The organism is Neptunomonas marina, assembly GCF_004005935.1.
Classification (GTDB): domain Bacteria; phylum Pseudomonadota; class Gammaproteobacteria; order Pseudomonadales; family Balneatricaceae; genus Neptunomonas; species Neptunomonas marina.
Window position 1 is genome coordinate 25963 of the sequence record NZ_SACQ01000011.1, and the last position, 21854, is coordinate 47816.

Consider the following 21854-nt stretch of genomic DNA (forward strand, 5'->3'; position numbering starts at 1 on the left):
CAGAAATGAATCTGCAGAAAGTACCCACCACGATCGTAACCGGCTTTCTTGGCAGCGGTAAAACCACGTTGCTATCCAACCTGTTACGCCAAGCACAAGGTAAGCGCATTGCCGTTATCGTGAATGAGTTTGGCGAGCTAGATATCGATTCAGAGCTGCTCCGCAGCTGCCCACTGGACTGCGAAGAGGATAATACCGCGCCCGCACAAGAGGAGGGCATCTATGAGCTGGCCAACGGGTGTATCTGCTGCACGGTTGAGGAGGAGTTCCTGCCGGTGATGGAGCAATTGGTTGCCCGCCGTGATCAGATCGACCATATCCTTATTGAAACCAGCGGCCTCGCGCTACCTAAACCGCTGGTGCAGGCGTTTAACTGGCCCGGCATCAAAGAACACTGCACTGTGGATTCGGTGATTACCGTATTAGATGGCCCAGCGGTTGCCGCTGGTCGCTTTGCCCACGATGAAGAGAAAGTGCAGGCACAGCGCCTTGCCGATGAGAGCCTCGACCATGACCCTTCACTGCGTGAGCTTTTAGATGATCAGCTCAGCGCCGCAGATTTGGTGATCGTAAGTAAGAATGACCTGCTCGACACACCTGCTCGCGAGCGCGTTGAGGCGGTGGTCCAGCGTGAAGTTCCAGCCCAAGTAAAAACGCTCTATTTGAGTGCTGAAGAGGTTAAACCTGAGTTGGTCATGGGTATTGAAGCGGCAACCGAAGCGCGCATTGATAGCATCCATAACCATCATGATCACCACCACGCACATGGCGCTGAGCACGACCATGCCCACGATCATTTTGATTCCATGGTCCTGCGCTGCAACGCAGTCGATGCCGATACGCTGCACACCTTACTGAACCAACTGCTCGCAGAAAACGCCATCTATCGTGTGAAAGGCTTTGCCGCTGTTGCGGGTAAACCGATGCGCCACGTCGTGCAGGCAGTGGGAACACGTCTTGATCACTACTTTGACCGCCTCTGGCAAGCCGATGAAGCCCGCCAAACCCAGCTCGTTTTTATCGGCAAGCACCTTGATGAAGCGCAGCTACTGGCTGCCTTGAAAACGGCGGAAGTGGCGTAAACAATGCACCTACTGGCAGCTCAACCCGGCGGTTATGTTGAAGACGAGGGGATTATCGACCTTGCGCAAACACCTGCGCCGGTTGTTATCCTCGGTGCCGCCGATAGCGCTATTTCGGCGCTGGCGCACGCCATCGACCGCTGCGATACCCCGCTGCCAGAGGTGCGTTTAGCAAACTGGTTACAGCTCGCTAAACCCGCCGCCTTTGATCTTTACGAACACCGCGTGCTGGAACACGCACACGTGGTGCTGTTGTCACTGTTGGGCGGGCGCAGCTATTGGGCGTATGGCTTAGAGCGTTTGATGGCGTGGGCCAAGCAAGCCAACCGTACCTTGATTATCGTACCGGGGGATGACCAGCCAGACCCTGAGCTAGCCGCCGCATCAACCGTTTCAGCAGCGGATCAGCGGCAAGTATGGCAATACCTGCGCGCCGGCGGGGTAGCAAACGCCAATGCGTTGCTTCACTTTCTTGCCGGTAACTATCTTGGCTACCACACAACATGGGAACAACCCCAGCCCTTGCCCGCCTGTATGCTGCTAGCGCCCGATGCAAGCACGTTATCGCCAACCAGCCTTAGCCAGTGGCAGAGCACTTGGCACACGGAGCAGCCGGTTGCCGTTTTATTGCTGTATCGCAGCCACTTGCAGAGCGGCAATACCGATGTGTTCTATGGATTGGTGGCCTGCCTACGCGATGCTGGGCTAAATCCACTGCCGGTAGCGATCTCCTCGTTGAAAGAGCCAGACGCACTGGCCGCCGTTGATCTACTAATTGAGCAAAGCGGTGCCAGCGTGATTTTGAACTGCACCGGTTTTTCGAGCAACCGTGCGGCAGCGCCGGGCCTTGCCTCCACAGGAACTGTGTTTAGCTCCCCCTTTGCGGCGCAAATACCGGTGGTGCAACTTGTAATGGCCAGCACTACGCAAGAGGACTGGCAAGACCACAGCCAAGGGCTGCGCAGCCGTGATATCGCCATGCAGGTGGTCCTTCCCGAGATGGATGGCCGTATTCTCAGCCGCGCTGCCTGCTTTAAAACCTCAACATGGCGCTGCACAGCCGCCCAGACCGACGTGGTACGTTTTGAGCTACACCCAGAGCGCGCAGCGTTTGTCTGTGGCTTTGTTGCCCGTACCGCATCCTTAGCAAACAAAGCCAATCGCGATAAGCGTGTCGCGCTGGTGCTAGCCAACTATCCGACCCATGATGGACGTATTGGCAACGGGGTGGGGTTGGATACACCCGCAGCAACCATCAATATCTTGCGCGCATTACAAGCGCAAGGGTATCCGGTTGACGATATTCCAGAAGGCGGTGATGCGCTGATTCGGGCACTGTTACAAAGCATCACCAACAACCCCAATACGCTGCACTACCTGCCATGTTGGCAAAGTATGGCTATTGATGAATACATGGCACATTTTGCACAGCTACCGGATGCCTGCCAGCAAGCCGTTTGGGAGCGTTGGGGTGCACCCGAGCAAGATCATAAGTGCCGTAACGGGCGCTTGATGATCGCCGGAATCCGCTTAGGCGAAACCTTTGTTGGTATTCAGCCGGCACGGGGTTTTAACCTTGATCTTGCTGCGAACTACCACGATCCTGACCTTATTCCGCCGCATAGTTATCTGGCTTTCTATTTTTGGCTGCGCCACACCTACCAAGTGGATGCCTTTATCCATGTAGGCAAACACGGCAACCTTGAGTGGCTGCCGGGCAAAGGGGTCGCACTTTCTGAGCAATGCTGGCCCGATATTGCGTTGGGGCCCATGCCAAATTTCTACCCCTTTATCGTGAATGACCCTGGCGAGGGTGCGCAGGCGAAGCGCCGCACACAAGCGGTGATTATCGACCATCTGATGCCCCCCATGACCCGAGCAGAAACCTACGGTGAGATGGCAGAGCTAGAGGGGCTAGTGGATGAGCTTTACCAAGCGATGGGGATGGACCCGCAACGCGAGCAGTGGCTGAAAGAGGCGATTTTGGAAACGCTGCAAAGCAGCCATCTGCTTGAAGAGATCGCTCCCGATGGTGGCCAAGGCGAAGCGCTGCTCGATAGCCTAGATGCCTACCTTTGCGAGATCAAAGAATCGCAAATCCGTAATGGTCTGCATATTCTGGGTGAGCTTCCATCAAAGGAGAAACTGGCCGACACCCTCGTTGCCTTGTTGCGCTTACCACGTGGTTCGGCAAGCCACGAACAGGGCATTTTACACGCATTAGCCAGCGATTTAGCGCTAGATATCGACCCGTTCGGCGAACCGCAAATGCCTTACCACGGACCAAAGCCACAGCGTTTGGCGCAGGTAGCGGCAGAGGTGTGGCGAAATGTGGGTGATACCCGTGAGCGCTTAGAACAACTGGCACAGCAACTTGTGATCGACATTGTTCTTGAGCAAAACACGGCTGACACGCTAAGCAATCTACCCGTCACTGCTGAACTCCTTGAGCACGCCAAAACTGGCGTTTTACAACTTCTTGAGCAGAGCGCAGAACACGAGATCAGCACGCTACTTACGGGTTTAAACGGCGGCTTTGTACCACCTGGGCCAAGCGGTGCTCCTACCCGTGGGCGCTTAGATACGCTGCCAACGGGGCGCAACTTCTTTTCGGTAGATAATCGTGCAGTTCCTACGAAAGCGGCGTGGGCGTTGGGGCAAAAATCCGCCGACGCTCTGATTATGCGCCACCTCCAAGAGCATGGCGATTATCCAAAACAGCTGGGCTTATCCGTCTGGGGAACGGCCACCATGCGTACCGGCGGTGACGATATCGCCCAAGCATTTGCCCTAATGGGCGTGACGCCCGTTTGGGCAGAGCAGGGCAACCGCATCATCGATATCAAGGTGATCCCCGCTATGTTGATGGCTAGGCCACGTGTGGATGTTACGCTGCGTATATCGGGCTTTTTCCGTGATGCCTTCCCGAATGTGATTAAGCTTTACGACACCGCCGTGCAAGCCATCGCCCAGCTTGATGAACCGGGCACCAGTAATGTGATTCGCCAACATATTGAAGCACGCGCCGCCGAGCTCAGTGCACAAGGCATAGCACCTGATACCGCACAGCGCCAAGCCAGCTATCGCGTTTTTGGCTCTAAACCCGGCGCCTACGGTGCAGGTTTACAAGGCCTCATTGATGAAAAGTGTTGGGATAGCCGCGCTGACCTTGCAGAAGCTTACGTCAACTGGGGTGGCTACGCTTATGGACACAATGCTGAAGGAGGCGTGGTTGCGCGCGATGCGTTTATCGAACGCCTACGCCACCTTGAAGTCGTGGTACAAAACCAAGATAACCGCGAGCACGACCTGCTGGATTCAGATGATTACTACCAGTTCCAAGGCGGAATGACCGTTGCCACTGCGGCGCTGCGCGGCCAAGAGCCGGTGGTCTATTTTAGCGATCACGCCAATCCCGAGCGCCCTCATATTCGTACCTTAAAAGAGGAGCTAAACCGCGTTATGCGTAGCCGCGTGCTTAACCCGAAATGGCACGCGGCCATGCGCGATCACGGCTATAAAGGGGCCTTTGAGATGGCAGCCACGCTTGATTATCTGTTCGCCTATGACGCCACCACCACCTTGGTGGGTGATTACCAGTACGACCAGATCTGCGATGCGCTGCTCTTGGATGAGACCAACCGAGACTTCATGTTGCAGAGCAATGCCCCAGCGTTTGAAAAGATGATCGAACGATTAAGCGAAGCCCACGAGCGCAATATGTGGAGCGACTCAAACGAGCGCTTAGATGCGCTCAAAGATACCTTGTTAGCGCTGGATGAGCAGCAAGAAAAAAGTTAATAAACCAATTTATTTAAATTAAATAACTGATTGATTTAAGAGAACTAGTGTGAGCAAAAAAGGCATTATGATCTGCGGCCATGGCAGCCGCGATAAAGCAGCGGAAACAGAGTTCGGCAAAGTTGCATTGGCACTGCGCGAGCGCTTCCCAGAGACGCCTGTCGAGTACGGATTTTTAGAGTACTCCGCGCCCAATATCCACATGGGATTGGACAAGCTCGTTGCCGAGGGCTGCGATGAGATCATAGCCGTCCCCGGAATGCTGTTTGCAGCAACCCACGCCAAGAATGATATCCCTTCGGTACTGACAACCTTTGCAGAAAAACACCCGGGCCTCACCGTACACTATGGCCGAGAGCTAGGTTTGCATACCTCTATGATTGCGGCGTTTGAAGGCCGTATTTATGAAGCACTCGGCTATGGTGAAGATAATCGCCCAGCAGAGCTGTACGATACGCTGCTCGTTGTCGTGGGCCGCGGTACATCGGATACCGAAGCCAACGCAGAGGTCGCTAAGCTAACCCGGATCGTGAACGAGAATATGGGCTTTGGTTGGGCGAGTACCGTGTATTCGGGCGTTACCTACCCCTCTGTTGGCGTAGGCTTAGAGCAGGTTTTGAAACTGGGCTTTAAACGGGTAGTCGTCGCACCGTACTTCCTCTTTACAGGCCGTTTGATCAAGCGCATTAACGCTTACATCGACCGTGTTGCAGCAGCGCATCCTGATGTGGAGATCATTACCGCAGGCTACCTGAACGATCACGCCCACGTGATCGATACCTTTGTGGATCGCATCACGGAAGCCGGAGGCGAGCAGGTGGGTGATGAAAGCCTGATGGACTCCTTCCAACGCCGCCTTGCAGCAGGCGAGGTGGATGTGCACCACCATCACGCGGAGTATCGTGACCACGACCACGACCATCAGCATGATCATGGCCACTCCCACGGTGTCTATCGTCATATCGGACACCCCTTGGGGCCACGTACGATGATTGGTGAAGGCGTATGCTGCTGCTTTATGCGCCAGTTCCCCGATGACATTTTGGAAGAGGAACGCGCGCGTATTGAAGCGGCACCTGATGAAACACCAATTGCACACCGCTAATTATGAGCCAACATGCGTTTTCAGCCAGTGAGCGCGCGGCGGTTTATCGTGCTATCGATGAACGCCGCGATATGCGCCACTTCAATTCGTTACCGGTAGCTGAGGATGTTCTGATGCGCATCCTCGCTGCAGGGCACGCAGCCCCCAGCGTTGGGTTAATGCAGCCGTGGCGTATGATCCGCATCACGCAATCCTCCCTGCGTAAACAGCTACGCCAGTGCGTCGATAAAGAACGTTTAGCCACGGCAAAAGCCCTGAATGAGCGGGAAAAAGCGTTTTTGGCATTAAAAGTGGAGGGGATGGACCACTGCGCGGAAGCACTGGTAGTGAGTTTGATGGATAAACGTGAGCCACACATCTTTGGCCGCCGCACACTGCCCGAGATGGATTTAGCTTCGGTGAGCTGCGCTATCCAAAACATGTGGCTCGCCGCACGTGCTGAGGGCGTCGGTATGGGCTGGGTATCGCTGTTTGACCCGGCCGATGTTGCAAAGCTGCTTGAGATGCCCGCTGGTGCAAAGCCCGTGGCTATCTTATGTATTGGGCATGTGGATGCGTTTTATCCGCGTCCGATGCTAGAGCAAGAGGGATGGCGCAAACCCGACGCGCTTGCTGATCTATTGTGGGAAAACCGCTGGGAGCACAGCTAATGCCGTGGGATTTCGCAATATGGCCCGCGCTGGCAGTAGCGCTTGCTTGTATGCTCGACCGTTGGCTGGGCGAACCTCAGCGCCATCACCCTTTAGTGATCTTTGGCGCGTGGGCAGATAAGATCCATTGTGTTCGATGGTTTAAGCGCCAAGACCCACTCCAGCAGCGCTTAGCTGGAGCCGCAATGCTTGCCAGCGCTGTGCTACCGTGGGTCTTGGGAGCCGCGTTACTTACGCAGCTGCCCGCCATCGGTGAGCTGCTAAGCGTTGTGCTGCTCTATGGTTGTATCGGCCACCAAAGTTTACGTGAGCATGTATTACCTATCGCCAGTTCACTTAAAGCAGGCGATACCAAACAAGCGAGGGCGCTGGCTTCAAGGATTGTCAGCCGCGACCCTGAGAAGATGGATCCCACCAAAGCCGCCATCGAATCCACTCTAGAGAACGGTACCGATGGGGTTTTTGCTGCCATCTTCTGGTTTCTAATTGCAGGCGCACCGGGGGCAGTGCTGTATCGCCTAGTGAACACGCTTGATGCGATGTGGGGCTATAAAACCGCCGAGTTGTTGCATATCGGCTGGGCTGCCGCCCGATTGGATGATCTGCTCAACTACGTGCCAGCACGCCTCACTGCGTTGAGTTATGCGCTACTTGGAAACACTCGGTCAGCGCTCCGTTGCTGGAAAACCCAAGCGCACCTTTGCGCAAGCCCCAACGGCGGGCCTGTGATGTGTGCCGGCGCGGGCGCGCTGCAGATCGAGCTAGGCGGGCCAACGTGGTACCACGGCCAGTGCGTTGAAAAGCCAGTGATGGGCGAGGGCAAAGCACCCGATGCCGATAGCATTTTAGCCGCGCTACAGCTGGTGAAACACACTCTGCTACTATGGATTGCTGCAGCATTTGCCATAGGTTTTCTGGAGAGCGGGCTATGAACCCTGCGCCAAGCCATGGTGGCCGTTTAATTGAAGCGATGCAGCGCCACCCAGAGATAACCGACTGGTTAGACCTCTCGACAGGGCTTAACCCCCAACCATGGCAACCGCCAGATATACCGCTAGCGGTGTGGCATCGTTTACCCGAGCCAAACGACGGCTTAGAAGCCTCTGCAAAAGCCTACTATCAATGCGACGCTTTGCTGCCCGTCGCTGGTAGCCAGATGGCGATACAGGCACTACCGCAGCTACGCAGGCAGCTCTGTGGTATTGCGAACGTGGCGGTTTTGGACTTCAGCTACCAAGAGCATGGCTATCGTTGGGCGCTATCGGGCCACCGTGTAGAACGCTTCGCCAGCTTTCCACTGGATGATCTTGCGTGGTTGGATCACATTGATGTGCTCGTTGTTATCAATCCCAACAACCCAACAGCGCAGCGCTGGACGCCTGAACAACTATTGCGCTGGCATACGCATCTTGCTCGCCGTGATGGTTGGCTCATCGTGGATGAAGCTTTTATCGATACGCAACCTGCACACAGCGTATCTAGCGATGCACCGCACCTAAATGGGCTGATTGTGATGCGCTCGGTAGGTAAGTTCTTTGGTTTAGCGGGGCTGCGTGCAGGCTTTGTGATCACCGAGCCAACGCTACTTGATCAACTTGCCCAGTTTATTGGCCCCTGGGCACTGTCTGGGCCTGCACGCTACATTCTGCAACAAGCGCTTATAGATATGCAGTGGCAGAACGAAGCAAAAGAAAGCCTAGAAACTTTATCAAATAATCTTTTTAATATCTTGTTATCAAAGGGTTTTAAAGAAACCAGAAAGACAGATCTATTTATCACTGCAGACACCCCAAACGCTAAAGAGATCGCAGATAAGCTTGAACAACAGGGTATCCTCGTGCGGCTATTTGCAGAACAACGCCAGCTGAGATTTGGCTTACCAGCCTCACCAGAGCAGTTTTTACGCTTAGAAAACGCACTCGACCGACTTGCTAAACGGAGCATCTAACATCACATGAGCCAAACGATCATGATTCAAGGCTGCACATCCGATGCAGGAAAGAGCTTTTTAGTAACAGCACTGTGCCGCGTACTGGCAGATCGTGGTTTTCGAGTTGCGCCATTTAAGCCACAGAATATGGCTTTAAATAGCGCCGTTACGGCAGAGGGCGGAGAAATAGGCCGCGCACAAGCCGTACAAGCCCAAGCTGCACGCTGTGCACCACACGTTGATATGAACCCGATTCTACTCAAACCCAATAGCGATATTGGCGCTCAAGTGATCGTGCATGGCCACGCCATTGGCAATATGGTGGCTACCCGCTACCACAGCTACAAACCCACTGCGATGCAGGCCGTGCTGGAATCACACCAACGCTTAGAGCAGCAAGCCGATTGGGTTGTTGTGGAGGGCGCAGGCTCACCTGCAGAGATCAACCTGCGCGAAAACGACATCGCCAATATGGGATTTGCCGAAGCGGCCGATTGCCCCGTGATTCTCATCGCAGATATCGACCGCGGTGGCGTGTTTGCGCACCTGGTTGGCACGCTAGAGCTACTGTCGCAAAGCGAGCAAGCACGCGTTATTGGCTTTGTGATTAACCGTTTCCGTGGTGATATCTCACTGTTGCAGTCCGGCGTGGATTGGCTCGAAGCTAGAACCGGCAAGCCAGTGCTTGGCGTGATTCCCTATCTACAGGGGTTACATCTAGAAGCCGAAGACGCTGTAAATACGCAAACCACCCATGCCGAGAGCGCTGAGCTGTTGCGCGTTGTTGTGCCCGTATACCCGCGCATTAGCAACCATACAGATTTCGACGCACTGCGCTTACACCCGCAGGTGGATATCAGCTTTATAGGCCCCAACCAAACGATACCGCCTGCCGACCTTGTGGTGCTCCCGGGCTCCAAGTCCGTTATTCGCGATCTTACATGGCTGCGCGAGCAAGGCTGGGAGGATTATTTACAACGCCATCTACGCTTTGGCGGCAAACTGCTGGGCATCTGCGGCGGTTACCAAATGCTTGGCAACACCATTAGCGACCCAGAACATATTGAATCCGAGATAACGGATATTGCTGGGCTTGGCTTTCTAACAGCAACCACCGTACTAACCCCGAACAAGCAGCTGGTTAACGTCTCGGGTAGCTTTTGCGGGACGCAAACACCGGTGACAGGGTATGAGATCCACTGCGGTATCACACATAGCGAGCGTGAAGATCGCCCTTTCATTCAACTCGCTGATAAAGGGGAGGGGATGATAGACCCTCCAAATCAGGTTGCTGGCAGCTACCTGCACGGCCTGTTCGACCACCCTGAGGCGTTAACTCATCTATTAAGCTGGGCGGGACTCAAGCAGGTGGAGTCTATCGATATTGATGCGATTCATGAAACGAGCATTCAAGAAGCGGCAAACACGCTGTCTGAACATATGGATATTGATCAAATGCTGAGTCACATTAAGACATGGCAAGGCACGAAACACGATTCCTGCAAGTAAAGATACATCAGTGCAGAGTTATGCCGCCAAGAGAAAATCCATTCAAAACCAGCAACATATAGACAAACGCTTACGTGCGGATGTAACCTGCGCGGCCAATTTTTACTCAAAAGGCGCTGACCAGCGCCTGCTGCAAGCAAAGTCTTGTCAGAAACAGCTACCAAAGAGAACAAGATGATCAGTTTTAATCTCGATGCTGGGCGTTTTAATTTTAGAAGTGCAGCTGTCATTATTCACGATGACCATGTGCTGATTCACCAAGTGGTTGGAGATGATTTCTGGGCACTACCTGGCGGGCGCGTGGAGTTTTTAGAGGCATCTCGCCAAACAATCGAGCGTGAGATGCTTGAAGAGCTCGGCATAAGATGCGAAGTCACCCAGCATCTATGGCATGTGGAGAGCTTCTATGAATTTGAATCCAAGCATTATCACGAGATGGGCAACTACTTTCTAGTCCGCCCAATCGACCCTCCAGAGATTATATCCAATGCCGACTTTGCAGGGATCTAAGACACGGTGAATCTTGTGTTTCGGTGGATACCGCTAACTGAATTGCAGCAATATAACTTGCAGCCAGCATTTTTGATCGAACGGTTAACAGATCTCCCCACCACGACCGAAGCCTTGGTGATTGATGAAATCCATACCTAATTGGGCTGGCCTAATAGAGCAACGACAATATAAAGCCTGCCCAGTCGTCATAAGAGAAACCGAGCAGGGCACAGACGTGCTGGTTTTCCGCCACCCACTTGCTGGAATACAGCTAGTGAAAGGCACCGTTGAACCCGGCGAACATGTGCAAGACACAGCACTGCGCGAACTGGAAGAAGAAGCCGGCATCAGCTCAGCAAAGGTCATACAAGATCTAGCTATCTGGCCTGCTGATTACGAACAGCAAGTGTGGCACTTTTTACTCTGTGAAACTCAAACGCTGCCAGAGCGCTGGAACCACATGGCTAGCGATGATGGCGGGCATCGCTTTGAACTCTTTTGGCATCCACTTTGCGAACAGCCCGATAATCACTGGCATGATGTCTATGTACGGGCATTACAGACCATTCAACAACGTCTAAAGGAAGCCAGACTGAAAATGGAGAACTCAGAGTGACAGATAAGCGAAAAACCGAGCTTTCAGCGCAGCATTTTACTGAGTTACTCGCCATAGCGCGGCGCAAAACGATCTTTGATCAGTCTAATCCTTGGTACCAGGGGCCAGAAACTTATCTCGAAGCGATGAAGCGGGAAATCGATGAAGTCGTCGAAGAAATTCCAAAGCATCGGGCGTGCTTTCTCGAAGATGAGCTGGGTGATCTGCTGTGGAATTATCTCAATATATTGCTGGCGCTGGAACAGCAGACAGGTATCGACTCAGATGCCGTTTTAGCGCGCGCCTGTAAGAAGTATGAAGATCGAATATCCGGGATTGAAAATGGCCAGCTTTGGAAAGACATTAAAGCACAGCAAAAATCTGAGCTACTGACAGAGCAACAAGCTAGAGACAACAAGGCCGACTAAGCAGGCGCTAGTAAAAGACATTCAGCTTGATTAACGCGTGCGCAGCTTGCCATTCGAAAATTCCTGCGGTGTTCTAAACAGCCAGCATGTCCAGAATGTTGAAAACCGAGTTGTGCCAACCAGTGCGTTAATGCCGACTATGTCATTTGTCGGCATTAGCAATAAACGACTCAAAACATACCAGTAGAAACACATCTCCTTGAGCAAAATACCATTCAAGCACCGTAGGTCACACCTCAAAGCCATACCGAACCCGCAAAGACTAGAGAATTGAACTAAGTGCTCACAGTTATCTAAAGGCTTAAATATAGACAAATACTGAAAATACAAAGATTCGCATAATATATATTATGTTAAATTGTGTAATTAGAAAGCAGTAGCCATATTCCATCGTGGTGCTGACTATGGTTAACAAGGTTTTAGCATGATCTTCGAGCAAACGGCCTGCTTGCTCCTATCGTGCGGAGAGCTTCGTAAAATACTTTTTCGTGGGTAAAGTGTCGAAAAGAACAACGTAGCGCACGCTGCTCTATCACTTCTAACGTGAGTTTTTATCCATCGTTCTGCATTGTGTCCCAGAAGTCAGAGTCCATCTCTTTGATTTCGATATGCTGTTTTGTTTGCATTCCTAGGCTGTAGTCATAGATATACTTGGCTAACTGTTCGCCATTAATCAAAACCAAATTTGTCGTGCCATTCAAACCATCAGCATAAGCAATCGCACCTGAGCTGTATGAGGATGTTGTGATGAAGACGCCTTTGTTAGATTGCGCAACCGCAAGTGCACCTACAAACTTCTGAACCTCTTCGCGTCCTACAGTGTTGTTTCTTGCATAACGTTTTGCCTGAATATGAATTTTTCCAAGGCCTAGAACATCTTCTTTGATGATTCCGTCTATACCACCGTCATTTGAAGCTTGAGTAACCGTTCCGGCATTTTTTACCTGGCCTCCGTATCCCATAAGCTCCATGAGTTTCACAACAAGGCCTTCAAACTCTGATGGCGTCTTGCTTAACACCGTATCTATGATTTGATCATAAGTAGACTGTCGGATGCTCTCGTAAGCGGTGTTCAGCATCTCTTGAGGCGTCTGATTGCTGGCAGGCATCAACTCATCTGATTCGTCATCAACGTCTTTCGTTGCCTTTGTAGCTTTCTGCTCAGCGGCTCTTAGTGCCATCTGTTCCTTAACATAGGTCTGGACCTCGCTAGGGCTTTTACCGAGAAACGCTTGCGCAGCTTCCGTGTTTCTATACACACCTCTGCGCGGCCTTTCTGTGAGCCCACTGTTTGTTAAGTAACTCAGCGCCCAGCTAATCCGATCCAAAAAAATTGCCCCTTTACCGGAATCATACTCCTGGGCGATTTGCTCAGCCGTCAGCCCAAACTCTGCTGCTAACGGTAATTCAAGACCTCTGATTTTTTGTTCCCCATGCACATCCAGATAACGCAAAATGTTCGGCATGATCTCATTGTATTTTGGGATAGACATGGCTTTTCCGTAATTTTCTATTGCTTATTAAACTTTAAAATAAATATTTAACTTAATGATATATATGACTATTTTAGTCTATTCATTAGAAGCTCAAACACAACTCTAGCAAACCCATTGGCGACCTCAGGGTTACTTAGGATCTGCATCATCTGATTCTGGTGCGCGTCAGAACTATCCATGACTGCATCATCAACTGCTTGCGGGAAATCACCCAAGAACGCCTGTTCAGAGGAGTTGTTTTTGATCTGGTGCATCACCCTCTCGTTCTCCCCTACTTTGTCCGCAACCGTTCGAGCATAATTAAGCATGTCATCATCGGTGAGGTTATCCGTTATAAATAACTCATTTAGGCGCTTTAAGATGACAGACAGAAACTCCTCTTTCTTATCTTTAGCTTTCGCAGAACCCATATCGGTATTTGGATCGAGCGTATAGTCGGGTGCATCCTCTTTCAGCTTTAGGTCTTGCTGGCGTATCTTGGATAAGCGGTAGTGGCTCAGAGTGACATTACTTAAATCTACATCATCGTCCTGATCAACTTTTTCACGCAGCAGTGGGCGCAGGTGTCTGGCAAACAAGCTGAGTTTTTCGAGCTCTTTATCATCGTAATCAACAATCTGGGACATAAACTCATAGAAGCGTACATAGCTACCTAAATCCTTCTTGAAGATTTCCAGAGCGTCCTTTTCCTGCTTACACTCCTTAAAGCTATTTTCCCCATTGGCTATCAGCACCGCATCACCCGAAGCCTTGCAGCGTTCAAACATCTCTTTTGCGGTTTTGTAAGCATCAACGGCCAGTGCATAGCGCTTCTGCCAACGCTCTACTGCTGGTTTACAGATATTGCTGATAGCTGCATTGGACTTGTTTGGAATAAAGAATGCGGTGCAGAACTGCTCTACTTCACTCCAGTTAAAGATGCCCTGTGCTTTAAGCTTCTCAGAAAGGTCGTAGATAAGGTTTGGATCTGATACATCGGTCAGTTCAGCTGTTTGATAGTAGGGCTGAAAAGCACCCAGAATGTCCTGTGGTTCATTAAAGAAATCCAGCACAAACGTGCCTGATTCAGCTTTACCCGGATAAGTACGGTTCAAGCGCGAAAGGGTCTGAACACACTCAACACCACCGAGCTTTTTATCGACGTACATCGCACAGAGCTTAGGCTGATCAAAGCCCGTTTGAAATTTATTCGCAACCAACATCACTTGGTAATCATCGGAATCAAAAGCCTTGCGCATATCTCGGCCTTTAAGCGCTGGATTCATCGAGGTTTCAGTGAATTTTTCACCCGCTAATGCATCCGCATTGGGATCATCTTCCGTGAACTCAACCTCACCCGAGAACGCCACCATGGCGGTGATATCTTGGTATTTGTTCTCAGCTACATAGCGATCAAAAGCGAGCTTGTAGCGCACAGCTTCTTTACGGGAGCTTGTCACCACCATGGCTTTAGCTTGGCCACCTAACAACCCCATCACATTGGCTTTAAAGTGCTCAATAATAACCTGCACTTTCTGCGCAATATTGTAATCATGCAGACGAACCCATTGGTTCAGCTTTACTTTAGCCTTTTTACTATCCACTTCCGCGTCGTGTTCACGTGCTTTCTCGGCAAGCTGATACGCCACCTTATAGGTGGTGTAATTCTTTAACACATCAAGAATAAAGCCTTCCTCAATCGCTTGGCGCATACTGTACACATGGTAGGCTTTGGGCTTATTCGTTGCGGACGCCGGTAGCGTGGGATCAGGCAGGCGGCCAAACAGCTCCAGCGTCTTTGCTTTGGGGGTGGCGGTAAACGCAAAGTAACTGAGGTTATCCGAGCCCCTTCGCGCGGCGATGGTCGCATCAAGAATCTCTTCCGAACTCAGCTCTTCAACGTCTTCTGCATTGTCTACCATGAGTACTTCTTTTAGCTGGCGCGCGGTAGACCCAGATTGGGATGAATGCGCCTCATCGGCGATGACGGCATAGTTGCGCTCTTTGAGGCTAACACTGTTCTCAATCGCTTTAAGCACAAAGGGGAAGGTCTGAATAGTAACGATGATAATCGGCTGGGCTTCTTCTAACGCCGTTGCCAGCTTCTCTGACTTAGAGCCTTGCCCCTCTTTATTATTGATCCGCCCTACCACACCATCCGCATGTTCGAACTGATAGATCGTATCCTGTAGCTGATCATCTAAAACCGTGCGGTCGGTCACCACAATCACAGAGTGAAAACGTTTATTGCCCTCAGCATCATACAACGATGCAAGTTGATGAGCCGTCCACGCGATCGAATTCGATTTGCCCGAACCCGCACTGTGCTGAATCAGATATTTATGCCCCGGGCCATTCTGGCGCGCATCGCCCACTAGCTGATTCACCACATCCCACTGGTGATAACGTGGGAAGATCATGGTTTCTTTTTTATATTTCTTGCCCTGCCAATCCTCTTTCTCTTCGATTTGAAGATGAACGAACTTCGCCAGAATTTTTAACAGATTGTCAGGGGCGAGCACTTCTTTCCAAAGATAAGCCGTCGCATATTCGTTAGGGTCTGCGGGAATATCATTCCCGGCTGCGCCTTGCGCCGTACCTTTGTTAAATGGCAGGAAGAAGGTATCTTCACCTTCAAGCTTGGTTGCCATATAGACTTCGTACTGGCTTACCGCGAAGTGCACCAAAGCACCACGTTTAAAGGTTAATAATGGCTCTGGTTTATTGGTAACAGGGTCTTTCGGTAAGCGAGTTAGCTTGTATTGTTTAATGGCGTTTTCTACCGCCTGCTTAAATTCAGATTTCAGCTCTAGCGTTGCGATGGGCAAGCCGTTCAGAAATAGCACCAGATCAATTCGCCACTTTTTAGCCTGTTTTCCTGTTTCGGCAAGGTGTTCATCAGTGGCATAGGGGCTGTAAGTTAGCTCAGGTACAACGCGCAAGCGATTCTGTTTATAACGAGCTAACGTATCAGGGTTTAAGTCGTGATCGGGTTTGAATTGGCACAGTCTGAAACGTGTTCCACGATCTTTGATCTCATTACGCAGCACACCTAATGTACCGAAGGTTCGGAGCTCTTTACTTGCGGCATTTGGGTCTGCTTTTGCAAGCTGAGAGGCTACGCGTTCTAAAAAGTGCTGTTCCGGGTTCTGCGGGTAGAGCTTACCGTACTTGGCCCACTGCGTTGGCTGCGTTTCCTTCACAAACGCGAGCAGGTCTTCTTCATATAAAGCCAGCTCACGGTTATAGCCCGCAGGTGCACCCAACAGCCAACCGTTAGCAACCAGCTGCGCGATAATATCGTTTTGAAAGATAACTTCCTTTGATTTGCTGTTATCAATAGCCATCTTACTTCCTTAGGATGCGTTTGCCTGAGCGGGTTGGTTTTCTGGTTGCCAGTTACGAACGTCTATTTTGCCTGTGACAGCGGCTGAAATTAGTGCGACTCGGCGTTCTTTCATTAAATCGACACTCTTAACTGATTTACTTATCAAGCGATCCATTTTTTTTAGCTTTGTTTCTAAGTAACTCAAAATATCTTTTTGCTCATCAATAGGAGGCAATGGGATGGGAAACCTTCCTATTTCTTTGAGTCCTAAATCTGGTACACCAATGCCGTTTGTTTTAATTTTTGCTTCTGTTAATACAAGGTCAGTGTCTAAAACTAAATTAAGATACTTTGGAAGCACTAGTTCAAAGATTGGTCTTATGACACAGCAGGAATATGAAACAAGAAATTTGATATCAGTTTCTACAAGCCTTGATTTGCCTAGTGCGGCCCCAATTCTAGAATAAATTATATCATTACGTCTTGGCTTGATTTTTTTTGAGAGACGATTGTAATCAGTGTTGCTTATTTTTTTTACGTCTTTTTCGAAATTTAGTGTGCCATCATTCAATAAGTCTTTTGCGGAAAGAAATAAAACACCTTCATCAGTAGCTTTAGGCATCTCATGATTTATATCGTTGATGGTAGTAGTTATCCATATAAGCCTTTTTAACTGCCAACTTTTTGGAATGGAACCAAACCATTCAACACCTGAGTTTTTCATTGGTACATCGGGGTTTAGCCCTTTGGTCACGGCATGGCTGATTACTGCCTGACGCTTCTCTTTCAGCAGTTTGATCAGTTGCTGCTGCTTTTCGATCAGAGCGTCGATCTTGGCGGTTTCGTGATCGAGGAAGCTGGCGATTTGAGCCTGCTCTTCGACACAAGGAAATGCACTGATGAAGTTTTTTACTGTATCTGACGGAACCCGCTTCAATCCCCCGGCACCTGTCATCGCTGCTGTAGCGATATCCATAAAACTATCTTCTTGAAGTCGATAAAAAAGATATCGGTTATTCGCCTTCGGATTAATTCGTAATACGTATATTTCTGATGAGCCAAAGCCAAGCTGATTTATAAGACCTTCTGCAATTGCAATGTTCTTATTTTCAAAGCAAGGAGTAACCTTTGCCATCAAAATATCGTGGTCGGTAAAATATGTATATCCATCATAAACATCGCGCACAGACCGAACTTCATCCAAGACCAGCATGTCTGTTTTAAGCTTTTCCATCGGTAGAAAGCTACACTTCAAGTCTCTATCGACATCAGGTTTTTTTGGGGTCAGCTCTGCTATATGTTTGATCTTCGTTAGTTGCCAATGGTTTGGTATTGAGCCGAGCCACTCAACACCCGATTCTTTATACTCAGGATAACGCGGATATTTACTCATATCCCACCTCCGCCTCAGGACGAGGATTTTTTTGTGAGCAGAAGGCGCGCCTGCGCACAGCGAAGGAGCATAGCCAGCTATGTGACTGAGTGAGCACAGCCGCAACGCGCTGATCGCGGAAAAAGACCGTCATGAGTGAACCTCCTGTAGAAGGCTCATAATCTCCGCACTCACCTGATCCAAATCCGCATCTATCTCCTCAAGACTTCTTGGAGCTTTATAAACATAGAAATGGCGGTTAAACGGAATCTCGTAGCCGACAATACCAACCTCGCCATCTTTATCATCACGCTTGCTGGCATCGATCCAAGCATCAGGCACATGAGGAGCCACTTCGCGTTCAAAGTAGCTTTCGATTACGTTACTTGCTGGTTGTGCAGGATCAAGCGGCACGTTCTCGTTATCCCGAAGATCACCATCGGGCTGGTATTCCACTACAGCAGGTTGACCATTAAGCTCAGTTGCAAAAGCGCCATATTTTTCCTGCGCGGCTTCTTTCAGTACTTTCTTGATAACAGGTTCAGCTTCTGGGTTTTTCCAGCTGACAGCATCCAACAGTTGCTTTTTCTCTTTTGCATCCAGCTTGATACCGGCAGTTTTCAGTGCCTGTTTTAGTGCTGCATCGAAGCGGTTAAAGTCATGACAAGGGTTGTTGATGATCTCATCCGCTCCCATTGCTGCACCCAGTGCGCTTTGCAGCGCGTAGGCCTTATCTATCAAGCCCTTTTGGAACAGCCAAAGCTTACTATCAAGCAGGTCTTTGATCTGTTTCTCTTTAAGCTCTGGGAAGCTGGTTTTAATCTCGGCGCGGATCTCATCTTCAAAAGCAGTCAGCTCGCTATAAGCTGCGTCAGGCTGGCCTTTAAGAAGATCGTTCCAGATCCATTGCATAGGCGCATTGAACGGTTTGGGCGCAAAACGTAGTTTCGCGATATTCTCGTCACTGAATTGAACAGACAAGCGCAAAGGGCGTTCAATCGTTATGCGGCGATAGCCAAATTCGTGGGTAGCAAAGATCTTGGTGAGTGGTTGCTGGTTAGTGGGGTCAATGGCACTGGCTTCATCAAACGCGCCAAAATCTCGGGTGATGGCGCGAATATCATCATCGGTGAGGTAGTTCCGCTTAGAGCCCAGTGATTTGCGCATTTTGCTGCTGAGGTTGGAGGCGTTAATCAGTTGCACCTTGCCTTTGCGTTCAGCGGTCTTTTTATTTGATAGCACCCAAACGTATGTCGCGATACCGGTGTTGTAGAACATATCCGTCGGCAGCGCGATAATGGCCTCAAGTAGGTCGGCTTCTAGAACATAGCGTCTTATCTCGCTCTCACCGCTGCCTGCCCCGCCTGTAAAGAGCGGCGAACCATTCAGAATAATGCCGATACGGCCACCGCCTTCGTGAGCGCCTGCGGCGTTTATTGAAGTGTCACGGAGTTTGCTGATCAGGTGCATCAAGAACAGCAGCGAACCATCGGAGACACGCGGTAAGCCCGGACCAAAACGGCCATCAAAACCCTTGAGGGTATGTTCGTCTTTAATATCGCCTTCTACCTTCTTCCAATCCACACCAAACGGTGGGTTAGACAGCATGTAGTCAAACTTATCGGCGTAGAGCTGGTCGTTGGAAAGTGTATTACCCAACTTGATACGGCTAACATCCTGCCCCTTGATCAGCATATCTGCTTTACAGATCGCGTAGGATTCGGGGTTAAGCTCCTGACCAAAGGCCCGCATTACCGCATTTTCATTGAGCTCGTGCACATATTCCATACCACTGGAGAGGAACCCACCTGTACCGGCTGTAGGATCGTAAATTGTGCGGATGATGCCGTCTTTGGTGAGAGCATCGTCATCTTCCATAAAGACCAAAGAGGTGGTGAGCCGAACAATATCCCTTGGGGTAAAGTGCTCACCTGCCGTTTCATTGGAGCTTTCAGCAAAACGGCGGATAAGTTCCTCAAACACCAAGCCCATCTCGTGGTTAGATATAGCTTCTGGGCTTAGGTCGGTATTGGCAAATTTCTGTACCACTTTGTAAAGCAGGTTCGCATCGTTCAGCAGCCCGACAAACTCATCGAATTTGAAATATTCGAAGATCTCGCGGGCATCCTTAGAGAAGCATTGGACGTAATTCTCTAAGTTGTCTTTGATGCCGGTTTCACCCAATTTATCCAGCGACATGGGAGACGTGTTGAAGAATTTCTGGCTAGTCTCCCGCAGGATTAACTTCTCAGCTGCCTCTTCTGGCAAGCTCATCACTTTTACTTTTTCGTATGCTGCCAAAACCGCTGTTTTATCAGATTCCAATACGCATTCCAGACGCCTTAAGAGCGTAAACGGTAAAATAACTCGGCCGTATTGGCTTTGCTTGAAATCACCACGAAGAAGATCAGCAACCGACCAGATAAACGCTGCTGTTTGAGAGAAGTTTTCCATGCGTACTTATCGCCTTTGTAAAGCTGAATAACAGAGTGCAATGGAAAACGTAGATGAAGCGTCCACTGCCTCTTTTTAATTGGAAATCAGTGTACTACAGAATCAACGAGGGGGCATTTAAGGCGTTGCTCGGCATTGAAAACCGATACCGCTCACAGGCGTTTAAGGTGGTATTTTTTGGTGTAGTTCACTCATTTGCTTGCCTGATTACCACCGAAATAGTGCTAGCTAGCGAACTGTTTACTCTGGTGCTTGTTTAGGTTGGTTTCTTCTCCTAACAACCACGCTGACCACCTTGCTAAACACCACTTAGATATTCGTGCCCTAGCAACGACTACGCACCCCTCGACAGGCGCTTGCAGAATAGTGTTTTAACCAGCATTTGCAGCGTTAGCGTGGTGCCCTGTACTGCGTTTAACACCAAAAATTAACCTTATATCGCCCTTACACCAACCACAAGTGGACTATTTTTGATATTTGTCTCTATAGGGATTAAAATAATGACATGTTCTAAATGAGGGCCCTGTTATGTTGGCAGCACAAGATTTTCTCAAGCAGAAAGATCCAAGCCGTGTATCCAGTACCGCTTTGAAAGTTTTTTTCAATATCGCTGAGGCATGGGGACTTTCTTCTCAGGATGAGATGACGCTACTGGGCAGGCCCGCCCGATCAACCTTTTATAAATGGCGCAACGGCGAAGGGCCAGTTATTCCAAAAGATACCCTAGAGCGGATCTCTTATGTGATGGGTATTTATAAGGCGTTACGCTTGCTGTTCCCCACCGAAGAACAAGCTAACGCTTGGCCGAAAAAGCCTAACCGCGATTTTGGCGGGGAATCTGCTCTCAATGTGATGCTTAAAGGCAGTGTGATTAACCTAGCGGATGTACGCCGTTATCTGGACGCAATGCGGGGCTAAGATGGATTTTGCGCCTAACAAAGTATTACCCGATTGGGAGCAGCTTCACCGTTTGGTTCCTAGCCATTTCCCGCCGATTGGCCTATTTGAAACAGTTGCTGACCCTGAAGATCTGGATATTGTGTATGCCATAGAGTCAATCACCAATGACAGGTTAAGAGACGAGGTAGGCGACCTTACTCTGATTCCTGCAGACGAGCGGGTATCTGGGCCAGGTTCAACACCCGTGATGGCGGCTTTCACACATATTGGCGTGGCTAGCCGCTTCACTAACGGCCAGTATGGTGTTTATTACGGCGCTCGGGATTTAAAAACAGCGCTGGCCGAAACCATCTACCATCGCGAGCGTTTCCTTTCGGCAACCCAAGAGCACGACACTGAGCTCACCATGAGGCAGTACATCAATAAGATCGCTTTGCCACTTGATGATGTGCGCAGCAGCGCGTATGCCGAGCTACATCACCCAGATTCTTACGACGCCTCCCAAGCGTTTGCCAAAACCGTTAGAAACAACCAGAGCAACGGGCTGCTTTATCGTAGTGTGCGCCATGATGGCGGTGAATGCGTGGCAGCCTTTAAGCCCAAAGCGGTGACTATTCCTCTACAGGGCCAGCACTTTAGGTATGTTTGGAGTGGGCATCACCAAAAGATCATCTCGGTTCTTTCTGTATCTGAGCTTGAATAACAACACGTACAGAGAAAGCCTTAGTGCTTT

At 50.2% G+C, this 21854-nt stretch carries 17 protein-coding genes; 13 read left to right on the forward strand and 4 right to left on the reverse strand.

The window, feature by feature from the left end:
* The first annotated feature begins 5 nt into the window (after window positions 1–5).
* The 10 genes from cobW to EOE65_RS16975 all read left to right on the forward strand — a co-directional run bounded on the left by cobW (window position 6) and on the right by EOE65_RS16975 (window position 11592).
* Complete coding sequence (gene cobW, locus EOE65_RS16930) at window positions 6–1082, forward strand: cobalamin biosynthesis protein CobW (protein WP_127695934.1); 1077 nt, start codon at window positions 6–8, stop codon at window positions 1080–1082.
* A gap of 3 nt (window positions 1083–1085) precedes the next feature.
* Entirely contained in the window at window positions 1086–4883 is a 3798-nt protein-coding gene (gene cobN, locus EOE65_RS16935) for a cobaltochelatase subunit CobN (RefSeq protein ID WP_127695936.1), read from the forward strand.
* 67 nt (window positions 4884–4950) lie between these two features.
* A complete protein-coding gene (locus EOE65_RS16940) occupies window positions 4951–5988 on the forward strand; it encodes a sirohydrochlorin chelatase (protein WP_127695989.1) in 1038 nt (345 codons plus the stop codon).
* A gap of 2 nt (window positions 5989–5990) precedes the next feature.
* The gene (gene bluB, locus EOE65_RS16945; protein WP_127695938.1) at window positions 5991–6638 is read left to right on the forward strand and encodes a 5,6-dimethylbenzimidazole synthase; all 648 of its coding nucleotides are present in this window, start codon (window positions 5991–5993) and stop codon (window positions 6636–6638) included.
* Complete coding sequence (gene cbiB, locus EOE65_RS16950; protein WP_206052706.1) at window positions 6638–7570, forward strand: adenosylcobinamide-phosphate synthase CbiB; 933 nt, start codon at window positions 6638–6640, stop codon at window positions 7568–7570. The genes bluB and cbiB overlap by 1 nt, the downstream gene beginning before the upstream one ends.
* Window positions 7567–8586, forward strand: coding sequence for a threonine-phosphate decarboxylase CobD (gene cobD, locus EOE65_RS16955; protein WP_127695940.1), 1020 nt, complete (start codon window positions 7567–7569; stop codon window positions 8584–8586). The genes cbiB and cobD overlap by 4 nt, the downstream gene beginning before the upstream one ends.
* 6 nt (window positions 8587–8592) lie before the next feature.
* Window positions 8593–10077, forward strand: coding sequence for a cobyric acid synthase (locus EOE65_RS16960; protein ID WP_127695942.1), 1485 nt, complete (start codon window positions 8593–8595; stop codon window positions 10075–10077).
* Window positions 10078–10251: 174 nt separating this feature from the next.
* Entirely contained in the window at window positions 10252–10587 is a 336-nt protein-coding gene (locus tag EOE65_RS16965; RefSeq protein ID WP_206052707.1) for an NUDIX hydrolase, read from the forward strand.
* A gap of 124 nt (window positions 10588–10711) precedes the next feature.
* Window positions 10712–11185 (forward strand): NUDIX hydrolase, encoded by a 474-nt coding sequence (locus tag EOE65_RS16970; protein ID WP_127695945.1) that lies wholly within the window; start codon window positions 10712–10714, stop codon window positions 11183–11185.
* A complete protein-coding gene (locus tag EOE65_RS16975; protein WP_127695947.1) occupies window positions 11182–11592 on the forward strand; it encodes a MazG nucleotide pyrophosphohydrolase domain-containing protein in 411 nt (136 codons plus the stop codon). Before EOE65_RS16970 ends, EOE65_RS16975 begins: the two co-directional genes overlap by 4 nt.
* Window positions 11593–12143: 551 nt before the next feature.
* On the opposite strand, the gene EOE65_RS16980 is transcribed toward EOE65_RS16975, so the two are convergent.
* The 4 genes from EOE65_RS16980 to EOE65_RS16995 all read right to left on the reverse strand — a co-directional run bounded on the left by EOE65_RS16980 (window position 12144) and on the right by EOE65_RS16995 (window position 20221).
* Window positions 12144–13085 (reverse strand): restriction endonuclease, encoded by a 942-nt coding sequence (locus EOE65_RS16980; RefSeq protein ID WP_127695949.1) that lies wholly within the window; start codon window positions 13083–13085, stop codon window positions 12144–12146.
* A gap of 68 nt (window positions 13086–13153) precedes the next feature.
* On the reverse strand, window positions 13154–16414 hold the full coding sequence (locus EOE65_RS16985) for a type I restriction endonuclease subunit R (RefSeq protein WP_127695951.1): 3261 nt from the start codon (window positions 16412–16414) through the stop codon (window positions 13154–13156).
* A gap of 9 nt (window positions 16415–16423) precedes the next feature.
* On the reverse strand, window positions 16424–17788 hold the full coding sequence (locus EOE65_RS16990) for a restriction endonuclease subunit S (RefSeq protein ID WP_127695953.1): 1365 nt from the start codon (window positions 17786–17788) through the stop codon (window positions 16424–16426).
* A gap of 129 nt (window positions 17789–17917) precedes the next feature.
* Window positions 17918–20221: a type I restriction-modification system subunit M gene (locus EOE65_RS16995; RefSeq protein ID WP_127695955.1), complete on the reverse strand. Its 2304-nt coding sequence runs from the start codon at window positions 20219–20221 to the stop codon at window positions 17918–17920.
* 53 nt (window positions 20222–20274) lie between these two features.
* On the opposite strand from EOE65_RS16995, the gene EOE65_RS17000 reads away from it, so the two are divergent.
* The 3 genes from EOE65_RS17000 (at window position 20275) to EOE65_RS17010 (ending at window position 21824) form a co-directional block, all read left to right on the forward strand.
* Window positions 20275–20481, forward strand: a complete 207-nt coding sequence (locus EOE65_RS17000) for a hypothetical protein (protein WP_127695957.1) — start codon at window positions 20275–20277, stop codon at window positions 20479–20481.
* Window positions 20482–20749: 268 nt separating this feature from the next.
* Window positions 20750–21139, forward strand: a complete 390-nt coding sequence (locus EOE65_RS17005; RefSeq protein ID WP_127695959.1) for an MbcA/ParS/Xre antitoxin family protein — start codon at window positions 20750–20752, stop codon at window positions 21137–21139.
* A gap of 1 nt (window position 21140) precedes the next feature.
* Window positions 21141–21824, forward strand: a complete 684-nt coding sequence (locus EOE65_RS17010) for an RES family NAD+ phosphorylase (protein ID WP_127695961.1) — start codon at window positions 21141–21143, stop codon at window positions 21822–21824.
* The last annotated feature ends 30 nt before the right edge of the window (window positions 21825–21854 follow it).